This window comes from uncultured Chitinophaga sp. (assembly GCF_937874145.1).
In the GTDB taxonomy this organism is placed as follows: Bacteria; Bacteroidota; Bacteroidia; order Chitinophagales; family Chitinophagaceae; genus Chitinophaga.
This window is the reverse complement of the sequence record NZ_CALNBI010000355.1, coordinates 17,423-30,487: the sequence shown is the minus strand read 5'-3', so window position 1 is coordinate 30,487 and position 13,065 is coordinate 17,423. Positions and strand designations below refer to the sequence as shown.

The 13,065-nt window shown below is 54.9% G+C and carries 13 protein-coding genes; 3 read left to right on the top strand and 10 right to left on the bottom strand.

The features are described 5' to 3' along the window. A partial coding sequence (locus tag Q0510_RS17390; protein WP_298714724.1) for an amidohydrolase occupies positions 1-1,617 on the bottom strand: 1,617 nt, incomplete at its 3' end. Between the two features lie 72 nt (positions 1,618-1,689). Here Q0510_RS17390 and ligA point away from each other — a divergent pair. Both ligA and Q0510_RS17380 read left to right on the top strand, forming a co-directional pair. Next, positions 1,690-3,780, top strand: a complete 2,091-nt coding sequence (ligA, locus tag Q0510_RS17385; RefSeq protein ID WP_298714721.1) for an NAD-dependent DNA ligase LigA — start codon at positions 1,690-1,692, stop codon at positions 3,778-3,780. Continuing rightward, positions 3,780-4,220, top strand: coding sequence for a nucleoside deaminase (locus Q0510_RS17380; protein WP_298714718.1), 441 nt, complete (start codon positions 3,780-3,782; stop codon positions 4,218-4,220). Before ligA ends, Q0510_RS17380 begins: the two co-directional genes overlap by 1 nt. A gap of 172 nt (positions 4,221-4,392) precedes the next feature. Here Q0510_RS17380 and Q0510_RS17375 read toward each other — a convergent pair whose 3' ends face one another. The 3 genes from Q0510_RS17375 to Q0510_RS17365 form a co-directional block, all read right to left on the bottom strand. After that, positions 4,393-5,337 (bottom strand): SPFH domain-containing protein, encoded by a 945-nt coding sequence (locus tag Q0510_RS17375; RefSeq protein WP_298714715.1) that lies wholly within the window; start codon positions 5,335-5,337, stop codon positions 4,393-4,395. A gap of 182 nt (positions 5,338-5,519) precedes the next feature. After that, positions 5,520-5,729: a hypothetical protein gene (locus Q0510_RS17370; RefSeq protein ID WP_298714712.1), complete on the bottom strand. Its 210-nt coding sequence runs from the start codon at positions 5,727-5,729 to the stop codon at positions 5,520-5,522. Between the two features lie 215 nt (positions 5,730-5,944). After that, the gene (locus Q0510_RS17365) at positions 5,945-6,646 is read right to left on the bottom strand and encodes a LuxR C-terminal-related transcriptional regulator (protein ID WP_298714709.1); all 702 of its coding nucleotides are present in this window, start codon (positions 6,644-6,646) and stop codon (positions 5,945-5,947) included. Positions 6,647-6,896: 250 nt separating this feature from the next. On the opposite strand from Q0510_RS17365, the gene Q0510_RS17360 reads away from it, so the two are divergent. Next, positions 6,897-7,493 carry a superoxide dismutase gene (locus Q0510_RS17360; RefSeq protein ID WP_298714706.1) on the top strand — a complete coding sequence of 199 codons (597 nt, stop codon included), beginning with the start codon at positions 6,897-6,899 and terminating at the stop codon, positions 7,491-7,493. A gap of 69 nt (positions 7,494-7,562) precedes the next feature. Here the strand turns inward: Q0510_RS17360 and Q0510_RS17355 are convergent, their stop codons facing one another. The 6 genes from Q0510_RS17355 to Q0510_RS17330 all read right to left on the bottom strand — a co-directional run bounded on the left by Q0510_RS17355 (position 7,563) and on the right by Q0510_RS17330 (position 13,051). After that, entirely contained in the window at positions 7,563-8,336 is a 774-nt protein-coding gene (locus tag Q0510_RS17355) for a DUF1080 domain-containing protein (RefSeq protein WP_298714702.1), read from the bottom strand. A 10-nt stretch (positions 8,337-8,346) separates the two neighbouring features. Next, positions 8,347-9,735: a Gfo/Idh/MocA family oxidoreductase gene (locus Q0510_RS17350; protein ID WP_298714699.1), complete on the bottom strand. Its 1,389-nt coding sequence runs from the start codon at positions 9,733-9,735 to the stop codon at positions 8,347-8,349. Between the two features lie 83 nt (positions 9,736-9,818). After that, positions 9,819-10,628 carry an endonuclease/exonuclease/phosphatase family protein gene (locus Q0510_RS17345; RefSeq protein WP_298714696.1) on the bottom strand — a complete coding sequence of 270 codons (810 nt, stop codon included), beginning with the start codon at positions 10,626-10,628 and terminating at the stop codon, positions 9,819-9,821. A 102-nt stretch (positions 10,629-10,730) separates the two neighbouring features. Further along, positions 10,731-12,368: a S41 family peptidase gene (locus Q0510_RS17340; protein ID WP_298714693.1), complete on the bottom strand. Its 1,638-nt coding sequence runs from the start codon at positions 12,366-12,368 to the stop codon at positions 10,731-10,733. 51 nt (positions 12,369-12,419) lie between these two features. Next, positions 12,420-12,653 (bottom strand): membrane protein insertion efficiency factor YidD, encoded by a 234-nt coding sequence (gene yidD / locus Q0510_RS17335; protein WP_298714690.1) that lies wholly within the window; start codon positions 12,651-12,653, stop codon positions 12,420-12,422. Then, a complete protein-coding gene (locus Q0510_RS17330; protein WP_298714727.1) occupies positions 12,650-13,051 on the bottom strand; it encodes a ribonuclease P protein component in 402 nt (133 codons plus the stop codon). Before Q0510_RS17330 ends, yidD begins: the two co-directional genes overlap by 4 nt. Positions 13,052-13,065 lie beyond the last annotated feature (14 nt).

Sequence of the window (13,065 nt, the reverse complement as noted above, 5' to 3'; positions counted from 1 at the left end):
ACGTGGCTTACCATTAATAAAAGTAGCTAAAATCCGTGTAGTGAGAATCTTGTCTTCCGATGTTTTCATGATATCCTGGTCGAGGATCACGAAGTCAGCATCTTTCCCCGGCGCCAGGCTTCCTTTCTGCTCTTCTTCAAACGAGCCCTTCGCCGCCCAGAGGGTCATCCCCTTCAGCGCCTCCTGCCGGGTCAGCGCATTTTCCGGCTGGAATCCCCCGGCCGGGTATCCCGCCGTATCCTTCCTGGCTACCGCAGCATAGAAAGTCCGCAAAGGATCGATATGTTCCACCGGGAAGTCGGTCCCCAGCGGCATCCAGCCCACCTGGTTCAGCAGTTCCTTGAACGCATAAGCGTTCTTCACCCGCTTCGCTCCCAGCCGCGCCTCCGCCCAGTACATATCCGAAGTGGCATGCGTCGGCTGAACGGAAGGGATAATGCTGTAATCCCCGAACCAGCGCCGGTCCACCGAATCCACCACCTGCGCATGCTCGATGCGCCAACGCCGGTCGTTGCGCCCCTTCAGTACATTTGCATAAATCCTCAGGATCACCTTATTCGCAGAATCCCCTATCGCATGGGTGCACATCTGTATGTCCGAACCCGCCAGCAAACCGGCCATCGCCGCGAAATAAGTGGAATCCTTCCGCAGGAATCCTTTCCAGCCCGCCCGGTCGGCGTAATCGTGCTTCAGGCAGGCCCCACGGGAGCCGAGGGCGCCGTCTCCAAAAAATTTCACGCTGCGCACCAGCAGGTTCTTCTTCTCATATGGCCCGTTCTTCAATATCCAGTCTATGTTTTCCTCCGAATCACTCAGCATCACGTTCATCTTCAATTGCAGCCGGTTCGTCATCACCATCCTTTCCAACAACCGCATCTCCGCCAGCGACATCCCGCAGTCCGTTAAACTGGTAAGTCCTGCCGCCAGGCAATTCTGCTCCGCCTTCAGCAGCGATGCAATCACCGTAGCCGTATCCGCATCCGGGATCACTTTCGTTACGCCGGACATGGCATTGTCGATCAAAATCCCCGTCATCACGCCATTCCGGGTTTCCACCGATCCGCCGCCGTCGGTAGATGCGGGAGTAATGCCCGACAGTTTGATGGCCGCCTGGTTCACGATCGCGGCGTGCCCGTCGATGCGCTCCAGAAATACCGGGCGGTCGGGGAACATGCGGTCCAGGATCGATTTATCGGGATAAGCTTTGGTGGGCCAGTCGTTCTGGTCCCATCCCCGGCCGATGATCCAGCCCTGGGGATTTTTGGCGGCGAAGTCACGCACCCGCGCCAGGGCTTCGTCCCAGCTTTTGGCGCCAGTCAGGTCCACCGTCCGCAACGCCGCCGCATATCCCAAAAAATGGGCGTGGGCGTCGTTGAAACCGGGCACGATGGTTGCGCCCTGCGCGTCGTATTCTTCTTTGGCGGCATACGCTTCCGTCAATTCCTTATCCGTGCCCGTGGCTACGATTTTACCATCGGTGATGGCCATGGCCTGCATTACGCGGAATCCGGTATCCACCGTATAGATTACGGCATTGCGGACGAGGAGGTCGGCCGGTTGTTTTTCTTTGCAGGCAAAAAGGATAAGGAAAAAGGCGGCAAGCCAGCTGTGTTTCATGGTAAGAATTTATACGCGCGTGGTAACTAAAGTTTAAATTTACGCCAGACTTTTGATTTATCCAGATACATCATGTACGCCAAAGACATTGAAATTTCGCTCGCCAAAGAGGCGAAAGCACTTTTGTCCGGTAAAACGGGCACACCGCAGGAACTGGCCGATGCGTTGCGGCAGGTGATCCGCCATAGCGACTGGCGGTATTACGTGCAGGACGATCCCGTGCTGAGCGACCAGGAATATGACGCGCTGTTTGCCATGCTGAAGAAGCTGGAAAAGGAGCACCCCGAACTGCAGACGCCTGATTCCCCCACGCAGCGCGTGGCGGCGGGGCTCACGAAAAACTTCCCCACGGTGCAGCACCTCGTGCCCATGCTGAGCCTTGAGAACTCGTACAACGCCGACGATCTCCGCGACTGGGACCGCAAGAACCGCGAGGCTTCCGGCCTCAGCGAGATCGAGTATTGTGTGGAACCGAAATTCGATGGCGCGAGCATCTCGCTGATTTATGAAAACGATCTCCTGGCGCGCGGGGCTACGCGTGGCGACGGTGTGCAGGGCGACGAGATAACGGTCAACATCCGGCAGATCCGTTCCATCCCGCTGTCGGCCAACTTTGCCCGGTTCGGCATCCAGCAGATCGAACTGCGGGGCGAAGTGCTCATCAATAAAAAGACTTTCGCACGGCTGAACGAACAGCGTGCGGCAGATAACCTCCCCCCGCTGGCCAACCCGCGCAACGCCGCGTCGGGCTCCCTGCGCATCGTGGACCCGGCGGAAGTGGCGAAACGCGGCCTGGAAGCGTTCCTCTATCATATGAGCTTTCACACCATGAACGACGGTATGGAAGAACCGCCTGCGATCCAGACGCACAGCAATACGCTGGACATGCTCTGGCAGCTTGGCTTCCGCAGTCCCGCCAAAGAAATGAAAGCCGTAAAGGGCATCGACGCCGTGATCGCTTATTGCGAGCAGTTCGAAGCGCAGCGCGACGATCTGCCTTACGAGATCGACGGCATGGTGATCAAAGTGAATGATTACCAGTTGCAGGACAAGCTCGGGATGACCACGCACCACCCGCGCTGGGCCATGGCCTTCAAGTTCAAGGCGCGGCAGGCCACGAGCATCCTGCGCGATGTGGAATTCCAGGTGGGCAGAACGGGGTCCATTACGCCCGTGGCCAAGATCGATCCAGTGCCCATCGGCGGCGTAACCGTAGCGTCTGTCAGCCTTTTCAATGAAGATGTTATCCGGGAAAAGGACCTGAAGATCGGCGACCGCGTGCTGGTGGAAAGAGCCGGCGACGTGATCCCTTACATCGTAAAATCCGTAGCCGACCTGCGCGACGGCACGGAGAAAGATATTGTGTTTCCGAAGGAGTGCCCCGTCTGCAAAGATCCGCTGTTCAAGCCGGAAGGCGAGAGCGTCTGGCGCTGTGTGAACATCAATTGCGAAGCGCAGGTGGTGGAAAGGATGATCCATTTTGTGAGTAAAGACGCGATGGATATCCGCAGCCTGGGCGAGAGCAATGTCCGTAAGTTCTACGGCCTTCAGCTGCTCCGCGACGTGCCGGGTATCTACACGCTTGATTTCGAGGCGGTAGGCAAGCTGGAAGGTTTCGGGCCGAAGTCGATCGCCAACCTGCAGTCGGCCATCGAGGCATCGCGGAGCCAGCCGCTGCACCGGCTGATTTTCGGGCTGGGGATCCGGTACGTGGGCGAAACAACGGCTAAAACGCTGGCCAACGCCGTATCGCACCTGCTCGACCTGAAGGATTATACCGAAGAGCAGCTCCTGGCGCTGGAAGACATTGGTCCGAAAGTAGCCGGCAGCGTGCGGCAGTTTTTCCTGAACGAGGATAACATCCATATGCTGCAAAGGCTCGAATCATTGGGGCTGAACCTGCAGAGCAGCCGCGGTTCCCGTTCGGAAGAAGGCACGCTCAGCGGGCAGACCTTCCTGTTCACCGGCACGCTGCATAAGCTGAAGCGCAGCGACGCCGAGGCGCTTGTGGAAGCACAGGGCGGCAAGATCCTCAGCGGGGTGAGCAGCAAGCTTAACTACCTGATCGTGGGGGAGGACGCCGGCAGCAAACTGGAAAAAGCCAAGAAAATCAATACCGTTAAAATTCTGACGGAAGACGAATTCATCAAAATGCTGGAATAATGACGGATGAGCATTTCATGCGCCAGGCCCTGCGGGAAGCGCGGCTGGCGGAAGAGAAGGGAGAAGTGCCCATCGGGGCGGTGGTGGTGATGAACGGCCAGATCATCGGCCGGGGGCACAACCAGGTGGAGATGTTGAACGACTGTACGGCGCATGCCGAGATGATCGCGCTGACGTCCGCCTTCAATTACCTCGGCGCCAAATATCTCATGGAAGCCACGCTGTACGTAACGCTGGAACCTTGTGTGATGTGCGCCGGCGCTTTGTACTGGAGCAAGATCGGGCGGATCGTGTATGCGGCAGCCGACGAAAAGAACGGGTACAGGCGGGTGACGGAAGGCAAATCCCCATTTCATCCGAAAACGAAAGTAGAGTACGGGTTGTTGGGAGAGGAGAGCCTGGGGATGGTAAAGGAATTTTTCCAGCGGCGAAGAAAATAATTACAAAAGAGACGGCGGCCCGAAAGGCCGCCGTTGTTCATCAACGGAGGCCGCCAAAGGGAAATCAGTGAAGCGGGGGAAAGAAGAAATGGAATGCGGGGGCGGGATGATGGAATGAAAAAGGCGGAAGCGGCCTCCCGGGGGGGCCGCTTCCGCTTGTATGGCAAACTGGTTATTTCTTGAACTGCATATTATCGGGGCCCATCATCTGGTTGAGGCCCATGAGCTGTTTCATGGTTTTTTCCATGCCTTCGGAGGAGCCGTCGAGGAAGATGACGTTGCCTTTGCCGTTTTCCGCGAAGTTTTTGATGCCTTCGACCCACATGGAGAAGAGGATCACGGAAGTGTCCATGTTGGCCTGCTGCATTTCGCGGGCGGCGAGGCTCATACCTTTGGCCACTTCTTCCCGGAAGAGGGCTACACCTTTACCGCGGAGCTGAGCGGCCTGGCGTTCTGCTTCCGCTGCGATCTTGATGGCGTTACCATCGGCTTCGGCGGCTTTGGTTTTGGTGATGAGGAGGGCCTGGCCTTCGTTTTCGGCGGCGGCTTTCAGGTTGTTGGAGGCAACTACCTGCGCCATGGAGCGCATGATGGCCTCGTCGAAGGTGATATCGTTCATCTGGAGGTCCAGCAGGTGGAAGCCCCATTGTTCGAGGGTGAGGTCGATTTGTTCTTTTACGTGTTCGGTGATGTCCCTGCGGAGGCCGAGTACTTCAGACTGGCGTTTGGTGGCTACGAATCCGCGGATGGAACCTTCGATCGTGCGCACGAGGGCCTGCATGAAGGAGCGTTCGTCCATGAATTTGAAGGCTACGTTCTTAATGGTTTCTTCTTCCTGGTTGTATACCGAATAGAGGAGCATGGCCTTGAAGTATACATTGGCCTGGTCTATCGTAATGGCCTGGAACTCCAGTTCCACGGATCTGTTCTGGATGGAAATCCGTTTGAAGACTTTCTCGATGAGGGGGATCTTGAAATTGAGGCCCGGGGTGAGGATGCGGTTATACTTACCGAAAATGGTAGTTACGCCCACCGTACCTTGCTGCACTGTCACGAACGACGACAGTACGATCAGGATGCCGAGGGCAATAATTACATACAAAATAATGTTATCCATAGTATAAAGAAATTGAGGACCTGAAGGTAATCAAATTCCTTTACCGGAACATCATCTTGCTGCATAAGCTGGGTTTCCAAACGATCGGATGCAAGACCGGGCACAAGGGCTTTCAGAAGCTAACAAACAATGAATGCTCCTGCATGGCCGGTTGCGCAGCGATGCAGGCATGTATAAAAAGTTTATATTTTTTGAACGTTTCGGAAATATATGAACACGTCATCCAGTTCAATCTGCTTAAGCTGGTAGGCCAACTGGGTTTTCAGGTCGGCCGTCTCTTCTTTGATTTTCCTGTACTGGTCCTTTAATGTTTGATATCTGGCGACTATTTCCTCGGGGGTGGCGGTATTGTCCAGGGCCAGGATATCATACGCCTTCTCTTCGGTTATCATAGCGATAAGTATTACCTCTCAAAAAACTATCTAAATGAACTCCGGATCTGTATCTCTCTTTTTCAGGCTACTAAATTAGTGGAGTTTGAAACGCCGGAAAATACCCAAGCTTGGGTATTTTTATCCGCTGAACCCCGGATCACACTTGCGTTGTAGCCGTTTTATAGATTATAAAACAAACGCATGTAAGTTGATAATCATGTATGGGTCAACACTTACTGTACCCCGATCTGCCTGGCCAGGGCAACGAGTTCGGGAGTATTCCTCACTTTTAATTTCAGCCGGATATTTTTACGGTGGGTTTCGACCGTGTACCGGCTCAGGTTAAGCCTTTCGGCGATTTCTTTATTGTTGAAGCCCCGCGCCGCCAGCATGAAAATGTCTTTCTCCCTGGCCGTGAGCTTGTTGAGCACGTCTTCGTTCCGCCGGCGCAACACTACCCGCAGCGCCTCCGTAATCTGGTTGCCCGTATCCAGCGCATTCGAGAAATCCAGGAACACGCAGATCACATCCACCACATTGCCGTGCGCATCAAAAGTGAATGGCAGCCCTAACCCTACCACCCAGAACCACTCCTGGTCGTTCTTTCGCCTTACGCGCATTACGCCTCCGAACATACCCTTACTCTCAGAAAACTTCTGCTGAGAAATGGCCAGTATGCTCATATCATCAGGGTGGGTCACCTGACGAAAAAATTCCGTCCCCAACGTTAAAACCTCTTCGCGGGTATACCCCAGCGTGTCTGTCAGCCTAACATTGCACCAGTTAACTGCCTTTTTGGAGTTGTTGGACGTATACAGCATGGCCGGAACCTTTTCTATAATGGCTTCCAGATGTTCCAGCCGGCTCCTCAATTGCGCATTCTCCGATAACAGAGCATCATGAGAATCGCGGGTTTCTGTGCCCATGTCCTGCATTAACATATGTTTTAAACAAACAATAGTGAAAAACTAACGATGAATACTATACGAATATAAAAATTCGCTACGCAAATGTTATAACACCTTTATGTAAATATAAAAGAAAAAGCCATATATCCAAACCCACCGCCACAAGGTCTATCCGGCTATAACAACTAGAGCGATAAAGGGTTTGACAATTCCATTATCCGGCCGTAAATTTGGAACTCAATTGAAACTCAATTTTCTCACCCATAAAAATTGGATTATGGCTTTTACCCTTCCTGCATTACCGTATGCATCCGATGCGCTGGAACCGCACTTCGACAAACAGACGATGGAGATCCATCACGGTAAGCACCACCAGGCTTATGTAGACAATCTGAACAAGGCTATCGCCGGTACCGAAAACGAAAATAAATCCCTCGAAGAGCTGGTAGCCAAAGCCGGCACCATCTCCCCCGCAGTCCGCAACAACGGCGGCGGCCACTGGAACCACTCCTTCTTCTGGGAATCCCTGGCTCCCAACGCAGGCGGTGCTCCCTCCGGCGCACTGGCTGAAGCCATCAACAGCGCTTTCGGTTCCTTCGACGCGTTCAAAGAGAAATTCAACGCCGCCGGCGTTTCCCGCTTCGGCTCCGGCTGGGCATGGCTCATCCAGAAAGACGGCAAGCTGGAAGTTTCCTCCACCCCCAACCAGGACAATCCCCTGATGGACGTGGCTGAAGTGAAAGGCACTCCCATCCTGGGTGTTGACGTGTGGGAACACGCTTACTACCTCAAATACCAGAACCGCCGCGCCGAGTACCTCGCCGCTTTCTGGAATGTAGTAAACTGGGACGCAGTGAGCAAACGCTTCAAATAAGCGAGCCCTCCGCATAAAAAAAGCCGGTCGTCGCATGACAACCGGCTTTTTTATTTCTGTTAGCCATCCTTACAGCGGCTTGATCTTCATGTTTTTGAACCAGATCTCACTGCCGTGGTCCTGCAGGCAGATATGGCCCTGCTTCGCGGTACCATATCCTTTGTACTCCTTCCATTTGCCGGTAGCCCTGGCTTCTTCCCAGGCCGGTGTCCACATCTGCGTGTCCACCACCTTTTCGCCGTTCAGCCAATGCTCCACGTGGCCCTTGTTCACCACGATGCGGGTGTGGTTCCACTCGCCGATGGGCTTCGCAGCCAGCTTCGAAGGCGGGTTCATGGCGTAGTTGGCGCCGGATTTCTGCCAGTCTTCCAGCTTTTCGGGGAAGTTGTTATCGTCGATGATCTGGTATTCGGGGCCGCTCATATACGGCGCATCGAACTCCTCGGTCACCAGGTAAAGGATACCGCTGTTGCCCTGGGGCGCCAGTTTCCAGTCTGCCTCCAGCTCGAAATTCTCGTACTGGTCCGTTGTGATGAGGTCGCCGCGCATATCGCTTTTGTCGGTAGCGCTGCCTGTACAGTGAAGCGTTCCGTCGAGGGCGCTCCAGGTTTTACCGTCTTTCCCTTTGTACATGCGCCATCCGTCGAGGTTCTGGCCGTTGAAGAGCAGCTTCCACCCGGCAGCCGCTTCGGCTTCGGACAGTACGTTCTCCTTAACGGGCGCCGCGGCCACGTTTTCAGTGCCCGCGGTCACGGAATCCTTTTGCTCTCCGGTGGAAGCGCCGCCGCAGGAGCCAAACCCCAGCGCGGCCGCCGCAAAAGCGGGTAGCATCAGCTGCTTCATACGAAACGAATTATTTGTTTACGACTTTGAGATTCTTCGGATCCCAATGCATGATCTTGTTGGAGAAATAGCTATCGTTGCAAAGCAACGCAGGTGCAGCCGCACGGAAACCGAACAGGGCGTCTTCCGCTACTTTACCTTTGGTACGCATGGCGTTGAACAGGTTGTAGAAGTGGTCGAAATGCGCGCCTTTGTAACCTTCCTCCGCTTCGTAGATCAGCTTGTCGGGGTCCATCATGTGCTTTCTTTCATATACGAACTGCTTGCCGTTGTCGCGGGCTTGTTTGCCGGCAGACAGCGGATCGGAAGCGTCGGAAGCATTCTTGTTGCGGTAAACCGTCACGCGGTCCCACTCAACGGTCATGGAACCTTCGCTGCCTACCATGCGGAGGTAGTTGGTGCCGCCGGTGCCGTCCACGAAGTTTACGCGGAGCGAGAGGTTGAAGGCGGGATGCACGTCGGTCTGCGGATAGTCGAACATGCCAAGCATCACGTCAGGCACTTCACGGCCGTCTTTCCAGTAACGGAGACCACCGGTAGCCATGATCTTCTCGGGACCGATAGATCCGGTCACCAGGTGAAGGCTGCTGAACAGGTGAACGAACAGGTCGCCGGAAACGCCGGTGCCATAGTCGCGGTAATTTCTCCAACGGAAGAAGCGCAGGGGATCGAAGTCGCGTTTTTTGTTATTGGCCAGGAAGGCGTCCCAACCAACGGTAGACGGCGAAGCGTCGGCCGGGATGGGATATTGCCATGCACCGAAGGCGGACATACGCGCCCAGAAGCCCTCTGCATAGTTGAGCTCGCCGATGGCGCCGTCTTTCAGGAGCTCGCGGGCTTTTTCGTTCCCGAGGGAGCTAACGCCCTGGCTGCCTACCTGGTAAACCACGCCTTTGTTACGGTTCTGCGCGTCCACTACGGCGGCGCCTTCGCTCACGTCGTGCACCATCGGTTTTTCGCAGTACACGCTCTTGCCGGCGTTCATGGCGGCCACGGAGATGTCTTTGTGCCAGGAGTCCGGCGTGGCGATGATCACCGCGTCGATATCTTTACGCTGAAGAATTTCTTTATAGTCGCGGGTAGTGTAAATGTCGTTACCCCATTTTTTCTTGGCATCCGCCAGGCGGCCGTCATACAGGTCGCAGGCAGCCACGAGCTTCACACCGGGAACTTTGATAGCGGTGTTGGCGTCTTCGGTACCCATGCCGCCGGCTCCGATGAGTGCGATCTGGATATTGTCGTTGGCGCTGTAGTGGTCTTTCTGACGCGCCAGTTGCTGGAGGCTTCTCTGGCGGTCGGCGGCGGTGATGATATTCGGGATCAGTGATGCTCCCACAACTCCTTTTGCCAGCTTATTGATAAAGCCCCGGCGGGAATTGTTCTTGTTCTTGTCAGTCATGGCTTTGCATTTATGGATTTTACGTGACGTGCGGTTTGTGAATTGTCAATATTAATAAAATATTTTAAAAATTGCAATTGCAACTAAAAGGCCGGTTGCAGGATGGATTTTACGGGAAGATGATCTGAAGCGTAGGTTTCGGGGATCACTTCATGGTGCAGCACGGTAAACTTTCCTTTTGTGTAGGCGATAAAATCGATGCAACGGCGCGGGTTCACCACCGGGATGGTAGGCGCGCAATCACTGCAGGTACGTGTGAAATGCGCATCCAGCTGGTTGATGACGGGCCCTCCCGCAGCGGCGTTCATGTCGCCCGCCACGATCACCGGGTAAGGCTGCCCCGATAAAATCTTCGTTACCTCACGCATCTGCACGATCCGGTTGCTGTCGTTGCGCTGCGCATCGAGGTGGGTACTGGCCATCAATACCTTTTTCCCGCCGGGCAATTCCACCAGCATGGTCGCCAGCGCGCGGGGCTCGCCGTTGGTGCCGGGCAGCGTCGTCAACGCATACCGCTTCGTTTCCAGCACCGGGAATTTCGACAACACGGCGATGCCGTATTCCCCTCCGCCGTAATCGATCCCTTTGGCAAAAAATGCCTTCATCCCCAACCGCTTCGCCAGGTCTTCCGCCTGGTGCAACGTGGTGCCGGAACGCGTATTATTAACGTCCACTTCCTGCAAGGCCACCAGGTCGGGCTTCGCATCCGCGATCACCTTCGCGATGGCGTCCATATCAATCTTGTTTGCCACCGACGGCGGATTGGCATGATGGATATTATAGCTCAGCACGCTTATCTGCGTGGGTGCCGTAGTGGCGGACCGTTTGCCCGCCGTGCAGGCCGAAAGGGTAATCAATGCGAAAAATGCCGCGAAACAGCGATGGTTACTCATATGTGGACGTTTCAAATTGCGTAGCTATAAAAGAACAAAAAACAATTTAGCCATGCAACAAATCGTGCATGGCTAAACAAATTCCATGATAAGCGGCCGGGATCAGTTTTTCCGGGTGAGCAGCTGCTGGTATTTCTGCGGGCTTTGCAGGAGCGTCACGGCTTCATCCACGTCCTTGTCCCAACTGAGGGAACGCTCGATGCGCCCCGCCTGCGGGAAGTAGCGGTTGGCGATCTCTTCTTCGAGCAGCTGGCGGATTTCAGCCTTATTGCGGAGCAGGTCCTGCTTTTTGTCGTGCTTCATTTTCGCCTGCAGGGCATCGAATTCCTTTTGCAGGCCGTCGTAATATTTTTCGCGGGTGGCGGTCGACCGGAAAACGTCCAGGGCTTCCTCGCTGCGGGTTTTATAGCTGTAATCCTTCCCGTCCAGGAACTTCAGGAATTCCTCGAAGACTTCATCCGTCACGAAAGCAGTGCTGGTGGCTGGTGTTTCGGGATGGGCGTAATAATACCGGGTGGCATAGTCGAAAATGAATTGTTTGCGCAGCAGCGTAATGGCCACCTGGCTTAGGATCGTGCTTTCTACGCGCGCATCCGGTTCGATGCCGCCGCCATCTTTCACAGGCCTGCCGGCCGCCGTGGTAAACGATTTGCGAAGGGAATCGGGCACATAATCGGCTTCTCCTTCTTCGTTGCGCTGCGAATAATCGATCGCCTGGATGCAGCGGCCGCTGGGCGTGTAATACCGCGCGGTCGTCACTTTCAGCCTGGCGTTATAGGGAAGCGGGCGGGTGGTTTGCACCAGTCCCTTGCCGTAGGAGCGTTGCCCTACTACGAGCCCCCGGTCCAGGTCCTGCACCGCGCCGGCCACAATCTCCGATGCGGAGGCGGAAGAGCGGCTGGTGAGCACCACGAGGGGAATATGGTTGTCGATCGGCAGAAGGCTGGTCTTGTACTCGCGGTCCCAGCTTTTCACTTTGCCGCGGGTGCTGACGATCAGCTTTCCCTTGTCGATGAAAATATTCGAAAGCGACACGGCTTCCTCCAGCAGCCCGCCGGGGTTGCCGCGCAGGTCGAGGACTATGCCGCCGAGTGCGGGGTTTTGTTTGCGGAGGGCGTCGAAAGCAAGCTGGACCTGTTCGGCGCTGCCTTCGGTAAATTGCGTCATCTTGATGTATCCGATGTTCTTGCGGATGATGCCGGAGTAGCTAACGGGTTTTACGTTGATATCGTCGCGCAGGATGCGGTAAGTTTTTTCGGTATTGTTGAGGGGATGGCGGAGGACGATGATGAGCGCGGTGCCGGCGGTGCCTTTGAGGTATTTGCTCACTTCTTCCTGTTCCATGTTTTTGGCGCTTTTGCCGTCGAGCGAAACGATGACGTCGCCCGCTTTGATGCCGGCCTTATCCATGGGGCTGCCTTCGTAAACGTCGGTGATGGAGGTCCATTCGCCCTCGGTGTAGATGGAAGCGCCTACGCCGCCGTATTTGCCGGTGGCCATGAAGCGGAGCTCGTCGAGTTCTTCTTCGGGAACGAAGTCGGTGTAGGGATCCGTTTCTTCGAGCATGGCTTCGATGCCGGTTTGCATGAGTTTATCGGGCGGGAGGTCTTCGACGTAATAGGTATTGAGTTCGCGGTAGAACGCGGCGAAGATGTCGAGGTTTTTGGCGATGAGGAAGTATTTGTCGCTGTTGCGGAAGGCGAGGGCCAGGCCGGCGATGCCGATAAGCGCGAACAACATGATTTTACGGGATTTCCGCATGCGTAACAGTGTTTCGGGATGAGATAAAAATCAGGGGACCGGGTCGTATCCGTGGCCTCCCCAGGGGTTGCAGCTGAGGATCCTTTTGGCTGCGAGCCATCCTCCTTTGAAGAGGCCGTGTTTCCTGAGGGCTTCGAGGCCGTACTGGGAGCAAGTGGGGGTGTACCTGCACTTGTTGGCGCCCAGCAGCGGGCTGATGCACCACTGGTAGATCTTAATCAATAAAATGAACGGGATACTCAAAATTTGCATCAATCGCTTCATGGCTGTTCTTTTCTACCGGCTTCCCTGGCGAGTTTCTCTAAAATTACCGAAAATTTAGGCTGGAGGGAAGCGAAATCGGGGATTTTTTTGTCGAGGTAGATAAAAAAGACGGCCATCTGGCGGGAGTTGGCGGTGAGTGCGTCGTACAACACCTGTTTCTGGAGGCGATAGGTTTCGCGGCCCAGGCGCTTGATACGGTTTCGGTCTACCGCATGGGGGAATTTGCGGGCCGATACGCTGAAGCCGGCCTGAACGGGGTATTTGTCCGTCGTAAGGCTGGCCGGCATGAAGATGACGCGATAGGGGAAAATAGAAAACGCTTTTCCTTCACGAAAAAGCGTTTCAATCATTTTCCTGCTCTTTAACTTCTCTTCTTTATTAAAAGAATAAGTTTTTATGGCAATATGAGTTT

What these genes read in the sequence shown, in the direction of transcription:
- Q0510_RS17365 (WP_298714709.1), bottom strand. Translation starts at nt 6,646, where the DNA reads ATGCAGGACATGGGCACAGAAACCCGCGATTCTCATGATGCTCTGTTA.
- Q0510_RS17355 (WP_298714702.1), bottom strand. Translation starts at nt 8,336, where the DNA reads ATGAAGCAGCTGATGCTACCCGCTTTTGCGGCGGCCGCGCTGGGGTTT.
- Q0510_RS17340 (WP_298714693.1), bottom strand. Translation starts at nt 12,368, where the DNA reads ATGTTGTTCGCGCTTATCGGCATCGCCGGCCTGGCCCTCGCCTTCCGC.
- Q0510_RS17380 (WP_298714718.1), top strand. Translation starts at nt 3,780, where the DNA reads ATGACGGATGAGCATTTCATGCGCCAGGCCCTGCGGGAAGCGCGGCTG.
- Q0510_RS17350 (WP_298714699.1), bottom strand. Translation starts at nt 9,735, where the DNA reads ATGACTGACAAGAACAAGAACAATTCCCGCCGGGGCTTTATCAATAAG.
- Q0510_RS17360 (WP_298714706.1), top strand. Translation starts at nt 6,897, where the DNA reads ATGGCTTTTACCCTTCCTGCATTACCGTATGCATCCGATGCGCTGGAA.
- ligA (WP_298714721.1), top strand. Translation starts at nt 1,690, where the DNA reads ATGTACGCCAAAGACATTGAAATTTCGCTCGCCAAAGAGGCGAAAGCA.
- Q0510_RS17345 (WP_298714696.1), bottom strand. Translation starts at nt 10,628, where the DNA reads ATGAGTAACCATCGCTGTTTCGCGGCATTTTTCGCATTGATTACCCTT.
- Q0510_RS17370 (WP_298714712.1), bottom strand. Translation starts at nt 5,729, where the DNA reads ATGATAACCGAAGAGAAGGCGTATGATATCCTGGCCCTGGACAATACC.
- yidD (WP_298714690.1), bottom strand. Translation starts at nt 12,653, where the DNA reads ATGAAGCGATTGATGCAAATTTTGAGTATCCCGTTCATTTTATTGATT.
- Q0510_RS17375 (WP_298714715.1), bottom strand. Translation starts at nt 5,337, where the DNA reads ATGGATAACATTATTTTGTATGTAATTATTGCCCTCGGCATCCTGATC.